This window comes from Pleomorphomonas oryzae DSM 16300, assembly GCF_000422965.1.
GTDB lineage: Bacteria > Pseudomonadota > Alphaproteobacteria > Rhizobiales > Pleomorphomonadaceae > Pleomorphomonas > Pleomorphomonas oryzae.
On record NZ_AUHB01000006.1, the window covers coordinates 18879 to 35175 of the forward strand.

The 16297-nt window shown below is 59.3% G+C and carries 15 protein-coding genes, 1 tRNA gene and 1 pseudogene; 4 read left to right on the top strand and 13 right to left on the bottom strand.

What is annotated here, in order from left to right; translation table 11 throughout:
* Nucleotides 1–2: 2 nt before the first annotated feature.
* From G522_RS0111265 to G522_RS26475, 4 genes and pseudogenes are all read right to left on the bottom strand, one after another.
* Nucleotides 3–332: a lipid-A-disaccharide synthase N-terminal domain-containing protein gene (locus tag G522_RS0111265; RefSeq protein WP_026791137.1), complete on the bottom strand. Its 330-nt coding sequence runs from the start codon at nucleotides 330–332 to the stop codon at nucleotides 3–5.
* Nucleotides 325–1080 (bottom strand): glycosyltransferase family 2 protein, encoded by a 756-nt coding sequence (locus tag G522_RS30480; protein WP_026791138.1) that lies wholly within the window; start codon nucleotides 1078–1080, stop codon nucleotides 325–327. Before G522_RS30480 ends, G522_RS0111265 begins: the two co-directional genes overlap by 8 nt.
* Nucleotides 1081–1296: 216 nt before the next feature.
* A pseudogene (locus tag G522_RS30690) lies at nucleotides 1297–1923 on the bottom strand (phosphatase PAP2 family protein); the annotation flags it as partial.
* A gap of 10 nt (nucleotides 1924–1933) precedes the next feature.
* Nucleotides 1934–3634, bottom strand: coding sequence for an ArnT family glycosyltransferase (locus G522_RS26475; RefSeq protein WP_051228541.1), 1701 nt, complete (start codon nucleotides 3632–3634; stop codon nucleotides 1934–1936).
* A 217-nt stretch (nucleotides 3635–3851) separates the two neighbouring features.
* Here G522_RS26475 and G522_RS0111280 point away from each other — a divergent pair, with 217 nt between their 5' ends.
* Nucleotides 3852–5690, top strand: a complete 1839-nt coding sequence (locus G522_RS0111280; RefSeq protein WP_026791139.1) for a potassium/proton antiporter — start codon at nucleotides 3852–3854, stop codon at nucleotides 5688–5690.
* Between the two features lie 23 nt (nucleotides 5691–5713).
* On the opposite strand, the gene G522_RS26480 is transcribed toward G522_RS0111280, so the two are convergent.
* Entirely contained in the window at nucleotides 5714–6229 is a 516-nt protein-coding gene (locus G522_RS26480; protein ID WP_036838997.1) for a DUF192 domain-containing protein, read from the bottom strand.
* Nucleotides 6230–6322: 93 nt separating this feature from the next.
* The gene (locus tag G522_RS0111290) at nucleotides 6323–6898 is read right to left on the bottom strand and encodes a cold-shock protein (protein WP_051228542.1); all 576 of its coding nucleotides are present in this window, start codon (nucleotides 6896–6898) and stop codon (nucleotides 6323–6325) included.
* A gap of 319 nt (nucleotides 6899–7217) precedes the next feature.
* Here G522_RS0111290 and G522_RS0111295 point away from each other — a divergent pair, with 319 nt between their 5' ends.
* From G522_RS0111295 to G522_RS0111305, 3 genes are all read left to right on the top strand, one after another.
* Entirely contained in the window at nucleotides 7218–7658 is a 441-nt protein-coding gene (locus G522_RS0111295; RefSeq protein WP_026791141.1) for a VOC family protein, read from the top strand.
* A gap of 39 nt (nucleotides 7659–7697) precedes the next feature.
* Nucleotides 7698–8816: a YcbK family protein gene (locus tag G522_RS0111300; RefSeq protein WP_026791142.1), complete on the top strand. Its 1119-nt coding sequence runs from the start codon at nucleotides 7698–7700 to the stop codon at nucleotides 8814–8816.
* A 104-nt stretch (nucleotides 8817–8920) separates the two neighbouring features.
* Nucleotides 8921–8995 (top strand) — tRNA-Glu (locus tag G522_RS0111305).
* Nucleotides 8996–9209: 214 nt separating this feature from the next.
* On the opposite strand, the gene speD is transcribed toward G522_RS0111305, so the two are convergent.
* From speD to G522_RS0111345, 7 genes are all read right to left on the bottom strand, one after another.
* Nucleotides 9210–9608, bottom strand: a complete 399-nt coding sequence (gene speD / locus G522_RS0111310) for an adenosylmethionine decarboxylase (protein ID WP_210162917.1) — start codon at nucleotides 9606–9608, stop codon at nucleotides 9210–9212.
* Complete coding sequence (locus G522_RS0111315) at nucleotides 9592–11235, bottom strand: FAD-dependent oxidoreductase (protein WP_026791144.1); 1644 nt, start codon at nucleotides 11233–11235, stop codon at nucleotides 9592–9594. The genes speD and G522_RS0111315 overlap by 17 nt, the downstream gene beginning before the upstream one ends.
* Nucleotides 11236–11256: 21 nt before the next feature.
* Nucleotides 11257–12771, bottom strand: a complete 1515-nt coding sequence (locus G522_RS0111320) for a polyamine aminopropyltransferase (protein WP_026791145.1) — start codon at nucleotides 12769–12771, stop codon at nucleotides 11257–11259.
* A 75-nt stretch (nucleotides 12772–12846) separates the two neighbouring features.
* A complete protein-coding gene (locus tag G522_RS0111325; protein WP_210162918.1) occupies nucleotides 12847–13071 on the bottom strand; it encodes a DUF350 domain-containing protein in 225 nt (74 codons plus the stop codon).
* A gap of 211 nt (nucleotides 13072–13282) precedes the next feature.
* Nucleotides 13283–14626 carry a DUF4178 domain-containing protein gene (locus tag G522_RS0111335; protein WP_169453513.1) on the bottom strand — a complete coding sequence of 448 codons (1344 nt, stop codon included), beginning with the start codon at nucleotides 14624–14626 and terminating at the stop codon, nucleotides 13283–13285.
* Nucleotides 14623–15174 carry a DUF4178 domain-containing protein gene (locus G522_RS28965; protein ID WP_026791148.1) on the bottom strand — a complete coding sequence of 184 codons (552 nt, stop codon included), beginning with the start codon at nucleotides 15172–15174 and terminating at the stop codon, nucleotides 14623–14625. Before G522_RS28965 ends, G522_RS0111335 begins: the two co-directional genes overlap by 4 nt.
* A 116-nt stretch (nucleotides 15175–15290) precedes the next feature.
* Entirely contained in the window at nucleotides 15291–16286 is a 996-nt protein-coding gene (locus G522_RS0111345) for an SPFH domain-containing protein (RefSeq protein WP_026791149.1), read from the bottom strand.
* Nucleotides 16287–16297: the final 11 nt, after the last annotated feature.

Genomic DNA, 16297 nt, shown 5'->3' on the forward strand with positions numbered 1-16297 from the left:
GGTCACTCAGATCCGGAGGCGCTTTTTGTCGACTTCCTGATCAGCATCAGGTTACGGATATAAATGAGCAGACCAAGCCCCTGCCCGGCGATGAAAACCGGATCCTGTCGGGCGATGGAATAGACCAGCAGCAGGAAGCCGCCGCCGAGCGAGAATATCCAGAAGGCGACCGGGATTACCGACGCCTTGGCTTTCTCGGAAGCGAGCCATTGCACAACGAAGCGCATGGTGAACAATGCCTGCGCGACGAAGCCGAGGATCACCCAGAAATCGAGCTGCTTGACGAACACGTCATGAAGCCAGCCCGCGAACTGCACGAAGAGATTAGCCATTGTCGTTTCCGATTTCCGAGGCCACGGGAAGACGCTTGATGCGACGCTTCAACCACCAGACGCCGAAGAGATCGAGAATACCCTGCAGTCCGCGATCGAATATGCCGTAATTTGAAGAACCATGCATGCGCGAGCGATCGACGACGTCGAGATGGGTGACGCCGTAGCCCTCGCGCAGCACCAGCGCCGGCAGATAGCGGTGCCAGCCGTGAAAGAACGGCAGCAACAGGAAGATGTCGCGCCGCACCGCTTTGAGGCCGCAGCCGGTGTCGCGTGTCGCATCCTTCAGGATGACGTTACGCAGCCAGTTGGCAAAGCGTGAGGCATACCGCTTGGCAAGGCCATCGGTCCGCTTGAGACGCTGGCCGGCGGCGATGCCCACCGACGGGCCGGCCGCGATGAGCGCATCGACCAGTTTCGGGATATAGGCAGGATCGTTTTGACCGTCGCCATCGATGGTGGCAACGATCTCGCCCCGCGCAGCAAGCACGCCGGAGCGAACGGCCGCCGACTGGCCACAGGCCTCGACATGGCGGATGTGGCGGATCGGCTTGCCTTCCGCCTTCCATGCGGCAATGGCGGCCCCGGTACCGTCGGTCGAGCCATCGTCGACAACGATCACCTCAAAGGTGCGGCCAGCCATGGCGTCAAGAATCTCCGGTACGATGACCGCGAGATTGTCCGCCTCGTTGCGGGCGGGAATGACAACCGAGACAACGCCCGTCTCGGAAGGTTTCGGTACGATCATACTGGTCACTCCGGCCGGATATGCGCCCACAATGGCGTCCGGCTGCCCTAGCCCTGAGAAATGCAAATCCGGGACAATGCTTCGCCCGCTTATGGCAAGTTGAAGCCGCGTCAACAAGGCCCTGCCCTCGTCGGAGAGTGTGTCGATCCGATGGCGGAGCGGCTGCGGCAAGCCGCTTTCCGACAACTTGAACAACAGTCCCCGTCGCGCGAACCAAAAGGCGACAAACAAAGTGCCCCAAGTGCCGAATGAAAGGCCTGCCATCACGTCGGAAACCCGATGGGCATTGACCATCACCCGCGACGCGCCGATGGCGATGGCGAGCGGCCAGACCACCACGGCCAGCGGCCGCCACAGAAGCGTCAGCGCCAGCGCGAAGGCTGCCGCCGTGGTTGAATGTCCGGATGGGAAGGCCGCGTATTTCGGACGAAAGGCGAACAGATGGATCACGCGCTCGCCTTCCACCGAGGGCCGGGAAAAGCCAAGCGAGTATTTGACGACCAGAACGGCAATGCCGGTGGCGGCGATCGCGGCAAAGAAGAAGAGAACCATGCCGTAAATGGTCTCGAAATCTCCTGGCGAGCCGAATCTCGGCCGCCTCAGATAGCGCAGAATGAAGAGTACGATGCCGGACGGGATCAGCATCCAGTCCGACTCGCCAAGTCGCGTCAGCAACGGCCAGATGGGCGCCGGCGATCCGTTGGCCGCCACCCAGGCACGCACCTCTTCATCGAACCGGCTTGAAACGATGATGGCGAGAACCGTCACGAGCCCCGCCAGCCAGAGGGTCGTTCTGACGACATCCGGGTCCCGCCAGCTTGCCGGCCGCTTGTTGATCAGCATGGCCGGCTCCTTACGGCTTGGCAAACAGCAGCATGGTGCGGAGCTTCATGCCGTTGAGATTGCGACCGGAAACGGTTGTGACGGGCTCTGGTTTGTTATCTCCCTCGCCGAGTGCGGCGATGAACTCATCCTTGGACTCTGCCGCGACAATGGCGACGGCGCACTCATTTGTCCGGAAGGCCTCGGCGGCGGCCGGCGCGGTGGTGCGGAGTGTGTTTGTCCCAAGACGGAAGACCGAGCTAGGCTCGCCATAGCCGACCACCGAAACTGCCGGTGCATCGCAACGACGGACGGAAGCCACGGCCTCGGCAAGGTCATCGCTGAGCCAGAGCTGCTTGGCAGCAGGTAGAAGGATCGCATAGCCGAGCAGCATCAAGCCGCCAGCGGCGGCCACCGTCGCCGCCAGTCCGGGCAATAGCCGCCCTGAGACGAGCAGGCGGCTCGCCGCAAGACCAAGGCAGGCAATAACGACAGCACCGATCAAGCCCTGCCAGCTCGCATAGCCCTGGTAGACAAGAAACGCGATATTCAGCCCGAAGCCAACCAGAACCGCACCAACTGCGACGAAAGCGACAGAAACTCGCCAGCCACGCCGCGCCGGACCAAGCGCACCATTGTCCAGCACCAGCGCCACCAGCACCGCCAGCGCCGGCATAAATGGCAACACGTAGTTGGGCAGCTTGGTGGCGACCGCTTCAAAGACCAGCCAGCCCGGTACGACCCAGGCGATCAGGAAGAAGACCGCCGGCTCGCGTCGTGCCTTCCACGCCTGCACGACGGCGAGCGGCACCAGCGCCGATAGCGGCCAGAAGGTGCCGAGCGCGACCAGGAGATGCACACCGGGCGGCGCGCCATGCGACTCCTGGCCAGACGCCACCTTGCCAAGCATATCGTGGCCGACTGCCTGGCTGAAAAAGGCGCCGCGCGAAATCCAGCCGATCGCGATGAGCCACGGCAGCACCAGAAGCAGCATCCAGAGAACGCCCTTGAGCGGCGACAGAGACCGCCAAAGCGAAGCCGACCGCTCCTTTGCCGACACCGCAACCAGCGAAAGGCCGGCAATGAGCGGCGTGATCGGTCCTTTGATCAGAATGCCGATACCCATCGCCGTCCAAAACAGTGCATTGCGCGGTAGCGATCTTGTCCTTGCCGGATCGACATAGGCGCGCGCCAAAGCGAACTCGGCGGCGAGCACCGTGGCACACAGCATGGCGTCGGTCTTGGCGATATGCGCCTCGAAGCCGAGCAGCATCGTCGAGGTGGCAAGAAGACCGGCGAATAGTCCGGCGCGCGTGCTACCAAGCGTGGCACCGATGCCGTAGGTAAACAGCACCATCAGCACTGCACCCATAAGCGACGGCAGGCGGTAGACCCAAAGCGGCGCATCCTTGCCATAACCGGAGAGCTCGGCGGCGGCTGCCTGTATCCAGTAGATGCCGGCCGGTTTCTTGTAGCGTGGCTCGTCCTGAAAGCGGATATCGATCCAGTTGCCGGTTTCCAGCATCTGATGTGAGGCTTGCACGTAAAGCGCCTCGTCACGATCGGTCAGCGGAAGCGATGAAATACCCGGCGCCAAAAGCGCAATGGCCACCAGAGCGAGGATCAGCAGATTGACAATATGCGGCCATAGGCTGCCTTGCGCTTTACCAGATGCTGACGGCGCGACCGCCGCTCCACCCTCTTCAGCCTGCTTGTCGTTCTGCTCGTCCATTCGCCAAAATCCGCGCCGAAAAGTCTCACTTCGGAGATACGCGCGCCTCTTATCATGGAAAGAGCCGTCTGGGCATTACACTTGCGCAATTGTCCGGCATTCCGCGATTGGGACGAACCGACCGGCTAAAAATTCAGACATCCCCATGAATCGGTTCCCAAAGTCGCCTCGATGTGGAAGCATGCCGTCCTAGAATCCCCAATCGTCAGAGGCTCGAATGCATCAGATCGCGGTCGCCAACCTTGTTTTGGCCCTTGGCGCGACTCTGATCCTCCTCGGCATCCTGTCGAGCCTTCTGGCCTCGCGCTTCGGCACGCCTTTGCTGCTCGTCTTCCTGGTGGTCGGCATGCTGGCCGGCGTCGACGGCCCCGGCGGCATTGAGTTCAGCAACTATCGACTCACCTATCTGATCGGCTCCTGCGCGCTCGCCATCATTCTGTTCGATGGCGGCTTGAGAATGCGGCTTGCCGAGACCCGCGATGCCTTGGCGCCGTCGCTTGTGTTGGCGACGGCTGGTGTTGCCGTGACCGCCGTGCTGATCGGCGCTTTCGGCTACCTTGCCCTCGGCTACGATGTCATCGAGGGGTTGCTGCTCGGCTCGATCGTCGCTTCGACCGACGCGGCTGCGGTGTTTTTCTTGCTGAAAACCGGCGGATTGCAGCTCAGGCCGCGCATCGGCTCGACGCTCGAGATCGAGTCCGGCTCCAATGACCCGGTAGCGGTCTTCCTCACCATGGTACTCACGGAGTTGGCGGTCGCTCATTCGGCGCCGGGCTTCGGTACGCTGACCGCACTTGCTCGGCAGGCGCTGCTCGGTGGCGCCATGGGGGTCGCGGGCGGCGCACTGGCGACGGTGGCCCTTAACCGGTTGACGCTGCCCGGCGGACTGCATCCGTTGTTCGTCATTGCCCTGACCGTCAGCGTGTTCGGCATCACCTCCTATTTCGATGGGTCAGGCTTTCTCGCGGTGTACGTGGCCGGTCTGGTGGTGGGCAACAGCACCGTTCGCGCCTATCCGGCCATCAGCAAGTTCCTGGAAAGCGCCACCTGGCTCTGCCAGATCGTCATGTTCCTGATGCTCGGCCTGCTGGTGACCCCCAGCAAGCTGATTCAATACGCACCAGAGGGGCTGGCGATCGCGCTCTTCCTGATGATCATCGGCCGACCCGCAGCTGTGTGGATCTGTCTGAAGCCATTCGGCTTTACGCCACCGGAGATCAACTTCGTGTCGTGGGTCGGCCTGCGCGGAGCCGTCTCGATCTTTCTCGCCACCGTGCCGACCCTGGCCGGCGCGCGCCACGCGCCCATGTATTTCAATGTCGCCTTCTTCGTGGTGTTGATATCGCTGCTCATTCAGGGGTGGAGCATCGCGCCGGCGGCACGCTTCTTCGGCATGGCGCTGAAGCGCGCGGCCGCCAGTGCGCGCCGGGTGGAGATCGACTTGCCGGGCCAGATCGACAACGAGATGGTGGGTTATCCGGTGCGGCACGACAGCTATGCCGCGCTGCGCCCGGCCTCCCTGCCCGCCTGGTTGAAGCCGGTCATCGTGGTACGCGACGGTGCCATCAAAAATGCCGCCGAAGCCGGACAGATCAAGGCCGGCGATTACGCCTACTTCATCTCCCCGCAAGACCGCGTCAACCGCCTTGACCGGCTATTCGCCCCCCTATCGGCGGAAACCGTCGCCGCCGCCAAGCGAACGGCATTCGGCGAGTTCGCAGTAGCGCCGGACGCCTCGCTGTCCGATCTGGCAACCTTCTACGAGATGCAGGTGCCCGCGAGCCTTGCCGGCCTTACTGTCGCTGAAGCCTTCTCGGCCCGTTACGGCACCCGCCTGCGCGCCGGCAACCGGCTGACGCTCACCACCTATGCGGAACTGATGGCGCGCTTGGTTGAGGACGGACGGCTCGTCAAAGCAAGCCTCAGGCTGGAAGACGTCGTCGATCTCTCCATGCGGTCGCCGTCGCTACCGCCGCCAAGGCTGATGCGCCGCCTTTACGACCGACTGCGTCAACGCCTGTCAAAAGAGGGAAAACCGGCAGAACCTGTAAAATAGGTCACCAAAGGCGGGGCAGCAGGTCACTGCCCCAGGACGGCATCGATTGCCGGATGACGAACCCTGTCGCCGACTGCGAGGCCGATGCGCTTGGCTTCCGGTGTCGGCAGTTCAAGAACGAACCGTACCGGCGCTTGCGAGGGTATACGGGTATCGGACTGCGGCTTGGCACCGTGGGCGATCGATACCACCCTGCCCTTTTCGGAAATGAAAACGATGTCGAGCGGTACGAACGTGTTGTGCATCCAGAAGGCGACGTCGCGCGTGACGCCCATATCGAACAGCATGCCGGTTCCCGATGCGATCTCGCGGCGGAACATTAGGCCGCGCTCTCGGCTTTCGTTGGTATCGGCAATTTCCACTTGGTAGGGATAGACACCGGTTGACGTTTCAACACTTAGGCTGGAGCGCGGACCGACGGGATTGTCACCTTCACCGGCGCGAGACCCATTTCCGAAAAAGTAGAGAATGGCGATTGCGGCAACAAGACCCGCAGCGAGCGCTCGTATGACAAGGCGCCACGACGTTACTTCCGACATTTTTGCCTTCGATCCCTGACTGTTCGGTGTTTTCACACAACACAACACGCCACGTCGGACATTGCCGACGCCGCGCGCCGCCCCATTAGGGCATCAATGTGACGAAGGTATGCCCCCGGGCTGAACCGGACGGATTTCCGCGACCATTTTTCCCTTCGGCCCGTCACCGTAGCGCACCAGAACGTGCTGCCCTGGGCGGAGTTCGGTGATGCCGAAGCGACGCAATGTCTCCATATGGACGAAAATATCCTCGGTGCCGTCGCCGCGTGTCAGGAAGCCGAAGCCGCGAACCCGGTTGAACCACTTCACTTCGACCTGCTCGAGACCGCTTGAAGGGGTAACCTGAACATGGGTGCGGGATGGCGGCAGTTGGGATGGGTGAACGGCCGTCGATTCATCCATCGACAGCACCCGCATCGCTTGCAGCCCCTTCTGCCGGCGCACAGCCTCGCAGACGACACGCGAGCCCTCATACGCCGTCTGAAACCCATCGCGCCGCAGGCAAGTGACGTGGAGGAGCACATCGGGCAGGCCCGGTTCGTCGGGCACGACGAAGCCAAATCCTTTCGCGACGTCGAACCACTTTATGACACCCGCGACTTCAATGACTTCTACGCCGACGTCATCATCGACGTTGGTGTCTTCCGACACAAACTGAGCCTTGGCCATGAGCCAGTCTCCACGATCCTACTTACAACAAGCGCAGATCACTCCGCGCCCCGACTATTCGTGATTCTTCTGCTAAAATACCACCTGAAGGCTACCCTTCCGCAAGCCCCTCGTTAACCGCTGTTAACGGTTTTGAGCGGGTTTCTCACGGTCGGGCACCGCTCTCGCCGGTATTATCGCCGCGCCGCGATAGATGACGGCCAGTCGTGCTCCATTCTCAACGCCTCAGAGCCTTGCATCCATCGGTATACCAAGGATAACTACCCGCCGAATGGAAACAGAAACCGGCCGTTTGGCGGCTGGAGCGGAGGAAAAGGACATGCGCTATCTTCACACCATGGTGCGGATCACCGACGTCGACGCCTCGCTCGCCTTCTTCCGCGACTTGCTCGGCATGACCGAGATCCGCCGGACCGAAAATGAGGCCGGCCGGTTCACGCTGATCTTCCTGGCTTCGTCCGATGATGTCGATGCCGGTCGCGCGCACAGTGCCCCGCTCGTCGAGCTGACTTATAACTGGGACCCGGAAGTCTACGGCGAAGGCCGCAACTTCGGCCATCTCGCCTATGAGGTGGACGACATCTACGCCACCTGCGAGCGGCTGATAAAGGCCGGCGTCACCATCAACCGGCCACCACGCGACGGCCGTATGGCCTTCGTCCGTTCGCCGGACAATATCTCCATCGAGCTCCTGCAAAAGGGTAATGCGCTGGCGCCGGCCGAACCCTGGGCCTCCATGCCGAACACCGGCAAGTGGTAAGGCGTCGGTGCGTCGCGTGATCGGGAAAGACGGGCAGCCATGACGCTACGGCCGGGCCTGCTCGTATTGATAAGCCTCGCAGCGGCTGGCTGCGGGGCCGTGTTCGACCGTTCGGAATTCAAACCGCTCACCCCGACCGAGATCGCCGAGATCAAGGCGAAAAGTGACGCCGAAAAGAGCGCAACGGAAAGCAGCGACAAACCGGCCGCCCCGTCACCCGCGCCGCAGGAAGGCGCGGCCAAACCACCTGCCGAGGAAACGCCGGCGCCTCCGGTGGCCGCCGCCGTGGCTCCGGAGGAGAAGCCAAAGGCGACCAGCCTGTTTGCCTCGCTGTTCGGCAGTCACCCGTCCGACAGTGCGCCAGCGCCGGCCACGCCCGCTCAACCCGACCCAGCCAAAACGCCCGAGAAGGCCTCCGGCGACACCTCGGCGTCAACCAACACCGAGGTTGCCAAGGTCGACCCGGCGGCAAACGCGAAACCCGGTGCCGCCGCACAGGAACAACCGGACGATACCGGCGAAGTATCTGAAGCGGAACTGGCCGGTGAGGCTGAGGCCGATCCGAGCAAAGTTGCCGTGCCGAAGCCGCCGGTCGATGATGGCCTGGAGCATGACTTCGTCAACGTCTACACCGCTCGCCCCGACCGGCCGCAGGAATTGTTTGAAGGCTTGCCCGGTGTCGCCTGGCAGGGCAATCTGGTCCTGGCCTCGCGCGGCCCAGATGGCGATCCGCGCGGCCTGTTTGACGGTGAAGTCCAGCCTTACGCCCACTACGTCCCTGGCTTGCCGCGTGAGGTGGTCCAAGCGGCCAACGGGCTGCTTCTCGCCAACTCGTCCATCAACGTCTCCTGCGTCAAGCCACGTCTGCTCGGGATGGTCCGCGATGCCGAACGGCATTTCAGCCGCAAGGTGGTGATTACCTCCGGCTACCGCTCGCCTGCCCACAATCGGCTTGTTCAAGGCGCCCTGCATTCGCAGCATCTCTACTGCAACGCCGTCGACCTCTATATGCCGGGAATCGCGCGCGACGAGCTTGCCCGCTATTTCTATGATCATCCCTCGCGCGGCGGCCTCGGCCTTTACTGCCACACCAAGTCGATCCATGTGGATACCGGTCGGCGGCGCGAGTGGCGCTGGTCATGTCGCGGGCGCGGATAAGGCTTGTCGATCAAGTGTCTAGACGAAGCTGTAAAAAAGCCGCGGCAAATGCCGATAGGCTCTTGCTCAACCGACCGAAGCTCTCTATAAGCCCCCCTCGTTGGGCGGCCTTCGTCTATCGGTTAGGACACTAGCCTTTCACGCTGGAGAGACGGGTTCGATTCCCGTAGGCCGTACCACCCAACATTTCCCGACATTTCACTGGACCGTATTTAGCTCGCGCGGATTTGAAAAACGGCTGGCTGGATCGTTGCCCGCAACGACGCGTCCCGCTCGTAGCAGCATGTTGTCGGGAAGCCTCGTTCTAGCTTCATCTTGAACCGCTTGAGCGACGACCTTCATTGTGGATGAAAATCTTGGTCGCCCCTTCCGTATCTCCTCATCAAGATCCGGTCAGCGCGGCCGCTTGCCGCCGCGCTGAACTTCCTGGACGCGTTCAGACGCCGCAAGAAACGCCGTGCGCAACGTTGGAAGCGCCCGACGCGGGTCGAGCTTTCCACACATGAATATGTCAATGGCCGCATAGGCGGCTTCCGGCCAAGTATGGATGCTGATGTGAGACTCGGCAAGCAAGGCGACGCCAGTGACCCCCGATCCTTCGCCAAACGAATGCAATCGCACGTCGAGAAGAGTCGCTCCGCACGAGCGTGCAGCCCGGCGCAATGCATCTTCGATAATACTCAGATCATCCAGATGGCGCGCATCGTAGAAGTCCACAAGCAAATGCAACCCGACAGCCGAGGTATTGTCTGAATCAGCCATCGCGGGGCTGGCGCTAAAGTTCGCTGTCATAGTTTACACTCAACTGAGTTAGGACATGCTCCGCGGCGCGAACACCGTGGGTATAAGCTTCCTCGAAGAGAGAAATGCCACCGAGATCGGAATGCGCGAAAGCCAGACGACCGAGTGGCTCGCGCGCGCGCTGTCGAGCCTCTCCCCAAATGAATCCGGGTACCGGCCTGATCATCGCGTGCCCCCAAACGCAAACGTCGATGGATCGAATATGCCCTGACAGTTCAGGGTGAATGTTGAGAAGGTCGTCAGCAAAAATGCGCTGCCACTCATCGAGGCTGCGGCCGAGAGCGTCCTGGCGAGCCTCCGATGGCGTCTTGTGGCTAAGCGGCCAGTAAGCGGTCAGCACCGTGGAAAGCGGCTTCATTCCGAGTTCTTGGCTGGTGGCGACAACATAGCCCAGCGTGGGACTGTCAAAAGCCACGTTGTCCCAGCTGAGTGGCGCACCTTTTCCTTCAGGCATGGCGTCAAGAGTAATGTTGGCAACCGCCCAGGGCGCGTAGGAAAAACTGCTCGGATCCATGCGTTCAATTGCATTAGGCAGTAGCCGGGCGGATATGAAGCGCGGTGTGGCCAGAATCGCGGCTTCAGCCCGGATCATTCTTGCGACACTCTCGTTGGCGTCCCAGACATCCACGATAACGCCGCCATCCGCAACCGCTACGCGCATGGCCAAGCATCGGGTGCGCAGGCGTGGACCTAAGGGTTCAGCCATGCGTGCTACAAGCCAACCATTTCCCTGAGGCCATGTCACGACGTCGTCGCTTTCGGCATTGGCTGCCTGCCCGTTGCGAGACGCGAAATAGTGAATACCCGCCCAGGCAGACGTTTCACTGAAGACCGTGCCGTAGTCGTCGCGACAGGCGTAATTGACGTACCATCGCAAAAGATCGGAGGTGAAGCCCTCCCTACCCATCCATTGCTCCATGCTGAGCATATCAAGCGCGCGCCAATGCGGATCTGTGGAGCTTTCATCGACTGGAATGGCAAATAGACGACGCCCATCGGAACCGCACTGCGTCTTGAGCTCGTTCATCAACGAGAAAAAGCGGCGATACTGTGCTTCGTCTTCCGGTGTTGTTCCTATTGCGGGGACCAACCCTTCCTGCCAGCGACCAAAGCGGAACAGCCGTTCTTTCGGCTCGAAACCCAGCATGTACTCGTCATAAATCGGCAATCCTCGCGCATCTTTGCCGGTGATTATGCCCAAATCTTCGAACAACCGTCGAACCGCTCGCGCTTCTTCGGTCAGGAGCGGTACATAGTGAGCCCCCCACGGATAGGCTGACGTTTCGTTGACGCCACTGCGCGCGTTGCCCCCCGGCTCCTCCTCGAGATCGAGGACGAGGATATCTTCAATCCCGGCCCTCATTAATCGCCGCGCGGCCCCCAGACCGGCAATGCCCCCCCCCACGACGACGACCCGAGCGCGCAGCTCGTCGGACGCGCGAGACAAGTTGGACTGCCGCAGCAGATGACCGAGCTGGTGAGAGGCCCCGATCATTTTGCCAGGGTAAGTTGGCGGCTCGGCAGCGTTCAATCGCGACCGGAGGCTACCAAGCGAGAAAAGCCCCGTTGCGCTAGCTGCCAAGCCGCCTTTGATGAATTGCCCGCGAGTGATTTTCATGGTCGCCGAGACCGCCTTGATTCAATAGATCAGATACTTCGACCATTCCTCATCGAAGTAATGAATCAAAGCCTGATCATCGAGCCGCTGGATCTTGGTCTCCACCCAGGCCATATCCGGCGCAAAGTGGAACATATCATCTGCTGTTTCGACGTTCAGATACTTCAACCCACTCGGATAGGACTTGGGGCTGGCGTAAGGTTTATTGGTCGCGATTGTGAACCCCCATTCGCCAAAGGATGGAACGAAGGCATGATAGGCTGCGGTCTCGAACCCGGCTGCCTTCAGGGTGTTGGTCACGCACCAGAATGATTTACGTGCCACAAGGGGGGATGTGCTCTGGACGACCACGATGGAGTCCTCATCGGTCACCGACCTAAGCAGCTTGTAAAACGTCACCGTGTACAGCTTTCCGATGGAAAAATTCGACGGATCTGGCACATCGATCAAGATGATATCGTAAATCCCACCACCCGCGTTATCTCGCTGTTCCTTCAACCAAGTGAAGGCGTCCTTGTTGATAATCGTCAATTTCTTCGACAACAGCGATTGACCATTAAGTGCGGTCAGCAAGGCGTTGGTTGAAAACAACCGGGTCATTTCCGGATCAAGATCGACCATGGTCACCTTGGCGACCGAGGGATATTTGAGCACCTCGCGCAAAGCGAGGCCATCGCCCCCGCCAATGATCAGGACATTCCTGGGAGACGGATGAGCAGACAAAGCTGGATGAACCAATGCTTCATGGTAGCGGTACTCATCGACAGACGAGAACTGAAGATTGGCGTTGAGAAATAGGCGCACATCTCCGGACTGCTCGGTAATAACGATGCGCTGATATGGCGTGGATTCGGAGAGGATGACCTTGCCTGGATAGGTGCTCGCTTCGGCAAACGACATGATCCGTTCGGAATAGACGAAACCTGCCGACAATAGAGCCAGCACGATCGCGGCCGTGCCGAGATGCCAACGATACCCAGGGATACGCTCCCGCATCATCAACAGCATCCAGAAAGCGACCAGAACATTGCCCATGCCGAAGGAAAAGCTGGTGCGCACAAGTCCTAGATAGGGAATGAGCACCAGGGGAAACAACACGGAGGCAAATAAAGCCCCAACATAATCAAGGGAAAAAACCTTGGAGACGAGATCTTTGAATTCAAAGCGGCTTTCGAGGATGCGCAGCAGCAGCGGAATCTCAAGTCCAACCAGAACACCGATAACCGTGACCACAAAATACAACAGAAAGTGGAACGAATAGATGTGTTCGAAAAGTACGAATAGCAGCGCCGCCGACGAGCCCCCGATCAGCCCAATCAGGATCTCCACCTCCACGAACACGCCGAGCAGGTTTTTGTTCACATAGCGCGACAGCCATGATCCGATGCCCATAGCAAACAGATAACAGCCGATGATGGTCGAGAACTGGGTAACGGAATCGCCAAGCAAGTAGCTGGCCAGTGTTCCAGCAATCAGCTCATAGATCAAGCCGCACGTGGCAATGACAAAAACAGAGACGAGAAGAAGTGGCGCCACGGCAAGCTAAACCTGTATTTCCCAGATCTGGACAAATTAACGGGCCGACAAGCCAGTCGAGGTACCGAGATAGGGTCAGTGAATGGCGGAAGCGATGATGATGGCAATGCCGAGGGCCGAGCCAGCAAGGAAGACACCAAACGCCAAGTTCTGCTTCTCCACTAATTCTCTCCAAACAGATACCTTGGGCGTAAGCACGTCAAGCAAGAGAAAGCTGGCGAAGAATACGCCCACGCCGATCGCCGAATAGACCAGCGCGGCAATGATATATTTTATCTGAAGAACATCACCCATGTCCATTTTAGCCCCCGTTTGTACGATCTCACGAACTTGGCGCTGCCAATCCTGCACGAATACAAAGATTCCGTTTCCGCTCTATTTGTGGAACTGCCCCGCAGTCGAACGGGACGCCGGAGAGTAATTCCCGCTAAAAAAGCTTTCGATCATGAAACCTTTCTGGTCGGCAACAGCCAGGAGACTCAGAACAGCCGCCACAAAGCCCAGATAGAACCTAGGTATCATCGGAATCCCCTCTTGAACCATCGGGTTTGAAGTCACTTTTGCTCCAGCGCTGTCTCTCGAAATAACCCTTTCGCCATGACTGGACGATCGGAGGAATCAGCAGGAGCGCCAGCGCCATCAACAGATTGCTGGGGTATGCAATTCCCTCGATCACCTCCAATTTGACGGTTGTCGATCCAAAGCGAGTAAACGCCCCGGAATCGGCATCAACCAGCAGCCTGTAGGACCCTTGTGGAATCATAGAAAAGTACGTCGTCTCGGTTTGTTGGCCTTCCGACCAATAGCCGTCCGAATCCTGCCCATGGTAGTATTCGATCGGCATAACTGACGTATGCTCGGTATTGGTGTTTTCTTCCACCAGCGTCAGGCTGAGCTCCACCCAATCGTTATCGACGGGCGCATAACCCTTGATCTCAACCGCACCGCTCTGCTGCAGTTCGAAGGGCTGGGTCGCGTAGGTGCGATCCTTGTCAACTGCATTGAAAAGAACAGTGTCCGCGTAGGCTCGTCGTTCGTGCATGCCGGAGGCAAGAGAGAACTGGATTAGGAAGGCGGCGACTATGGCACCAAGGGTCCATAGCCAGAGTCTCAACACCCGACCTTCGAAGGGAGATGGCTGATTGGCGCCGACGCCTGATGACATAGGGAGATAAGCCTGCGGGCTGAAGGCTTTGATCACGTCAGCGCGTGGAACATAGCGGCCGAGCGAGAAATTAATCTCGCTATCGTTTTCCTCGATACTTAGAATATACGGCGGCGAAATATACTCGGTTGTCTGCCAGTATTCGCCCACCCTCGCTCGCCAGTAAAACTCTCCCTGCACATGACGTACAATTGCGGCGCCTTGCAGAAATATTTTGTAATCATTGCCATCGAGCCTGACGCGAGGCCTAACCTTCGGATCGGTCAGATCCCGCTTCAATACGCGCGATAATGTCCAGTGGCCAGCTTCATGCGAGAGAAACCGGTAGCCATGATAGGGATTGAACAGCAAATATTCATCCCAAGGATAGGTACCGGTAGCGTCGGTTTTCAACATATAACCGACAATCTCCCAGACAATCCCGTCCAGTTTGCCCCGCGCGCCCAGTGGCAGGAGTGTGGGACGTTCTGCCGACTGGGCTTTTTCAATGATCTCGAAATTCTTATTGGTTATGTCGATGATCGTTGAGCAACTCGAGCAGACGGCGGTCAATGCACGACCGCCGGTGCGGACCAGAACTGTGCCGCCGCAGGCTGGACAGGCGAATGTTCTCGGTTTGGCCGCGACCTGGACGCGCGATGGCAGATCATCCGAGGTGGATTGCGACAAGACGATTTCGGACACGCTCACGACCACCCCTCGAATTGCCTGAAGTTAACCGCGTTGAGCTCCTCCCATTCGACATAGCGGCCAATGAAAGCGTAGGGGTGGCGGTCGTGGATTTCGATGCAGCCGTAAGTACCGTCTCTGCCTATCAGATCGGCAGAGAGAATATAGGTCAGCATGTCGGAGACGCGTGGTAATTCGCCCTCGGTACCGATGCACGCCACGCGCTTGACGTCTACGACGGTCAACTGACAATTGGACAGTGACACGATCTGCCCGACATTCAGTGTCAAGTCCAACCGACCCGCCAGCTTCACGTCAGAAGTTGGCGCCACGTACTGCATGGGCACTTCGGTGGCGATGTTGATTGCATAAAAACCCTGAGCCTCGGCCAGCCAACCGTCACTGCCATCGTCGAACAGCAAATACCATTCGTTCCACTCGCCGCCTTGCCAGCCCATCTTGGCACGACCACAGATCATGAAACCGGCTCCATCAATTCGGCCGGTCGTACCGATCTGAAAGGGACTCAAGTCCTCAACGAGTTGGGCTACCTTGCCGATAGCCTCCACCTCAACGTCCCTGCGAACGATAGTGCTTAGGCAATAGCTACACGTCGCAAAAACCGACTGTGCTGACCGAAATAGGACAGGGGCACCGCATGAAGGACAGGCGAACTGGCGCATGGTTACTTCAGCTTTGCCAGCAGTTCCGCCTTTTTGGCGTTGAACTCTTCCTGGGTGAGAATGCCTTTCTGGAAAAGGTCACCAAGCCTTTCGATCAGACTGATGACATCATCGGTAGTAGCGCCATCCACCTGCGGAGCTAGCCTTGCAGCTCCACTCAGCCCCTGGGCCATTGCTTGACCAAGGGCGAGGCCCGCACCAATTCCTGCACCGGCGGCGGCCGTTCCGTCGCCCGCGGACGCGAACTGCGAGACGGAGTCAGCCACCTGAAATTGGGTGTATTTGCCGAGATCACCGACCATCCGCATGGACGTGGCGCGGTCAAGATGCTTTTCCAGTTCTTCGGGTAGGGTGAGGCTGAGAACGGCAAAATTCGTAAGCTGAAGGCCATAATTGGCAAACGCTGGAGCAATTGCCTCCGCCATCTTGCGGGCCAACTGCTCCTGATGTTTCGCCATGTCCACAAAGGCGGTATCACCATTGCCGATTCCCGAAGCGAGCGCTGTGATGACGGACGCCCTGAGCTGACCTTCAATCTCGGAGGCTAAACGCTGCTCGGCCGTTCCGCACAGCTTCTGCCAAAACACCTCAACGTCGGAAATGCGGTAAGCGTAGTTGCCGAATGCGCGAATACGCAACGGTCCAAACTCGCTGTCACGTATGGTCAGGGGCTGGGCCGTCCCCCATTTCTGGTCGATCTGTTCCCGCAAGTTGAAATAATAGACGTCGGACTTGAATGGAGACTCGAATCCCTTGTCCCAGTTTTGCAGATAAGTCAGCACCGGAAGGGTTTGAGTGGTCAGCGTGTAGGTGCCCGGACCGAAGCGGTCGGCGAAAGTACCCTCGTTGAAGAAAATCGCTTGCTGAGATTCGCGCACCACAAGCTGCGCGCCGTTCTGAATCTCCATGCCTTCCATCGGGTAGCGATAGGCCAGAATGTTCGGGTCGGTCTCCGTCCACTGAATGACGTCAATGAATTGCTTGGTAAAAAAGCTCACGGCATCCTCCC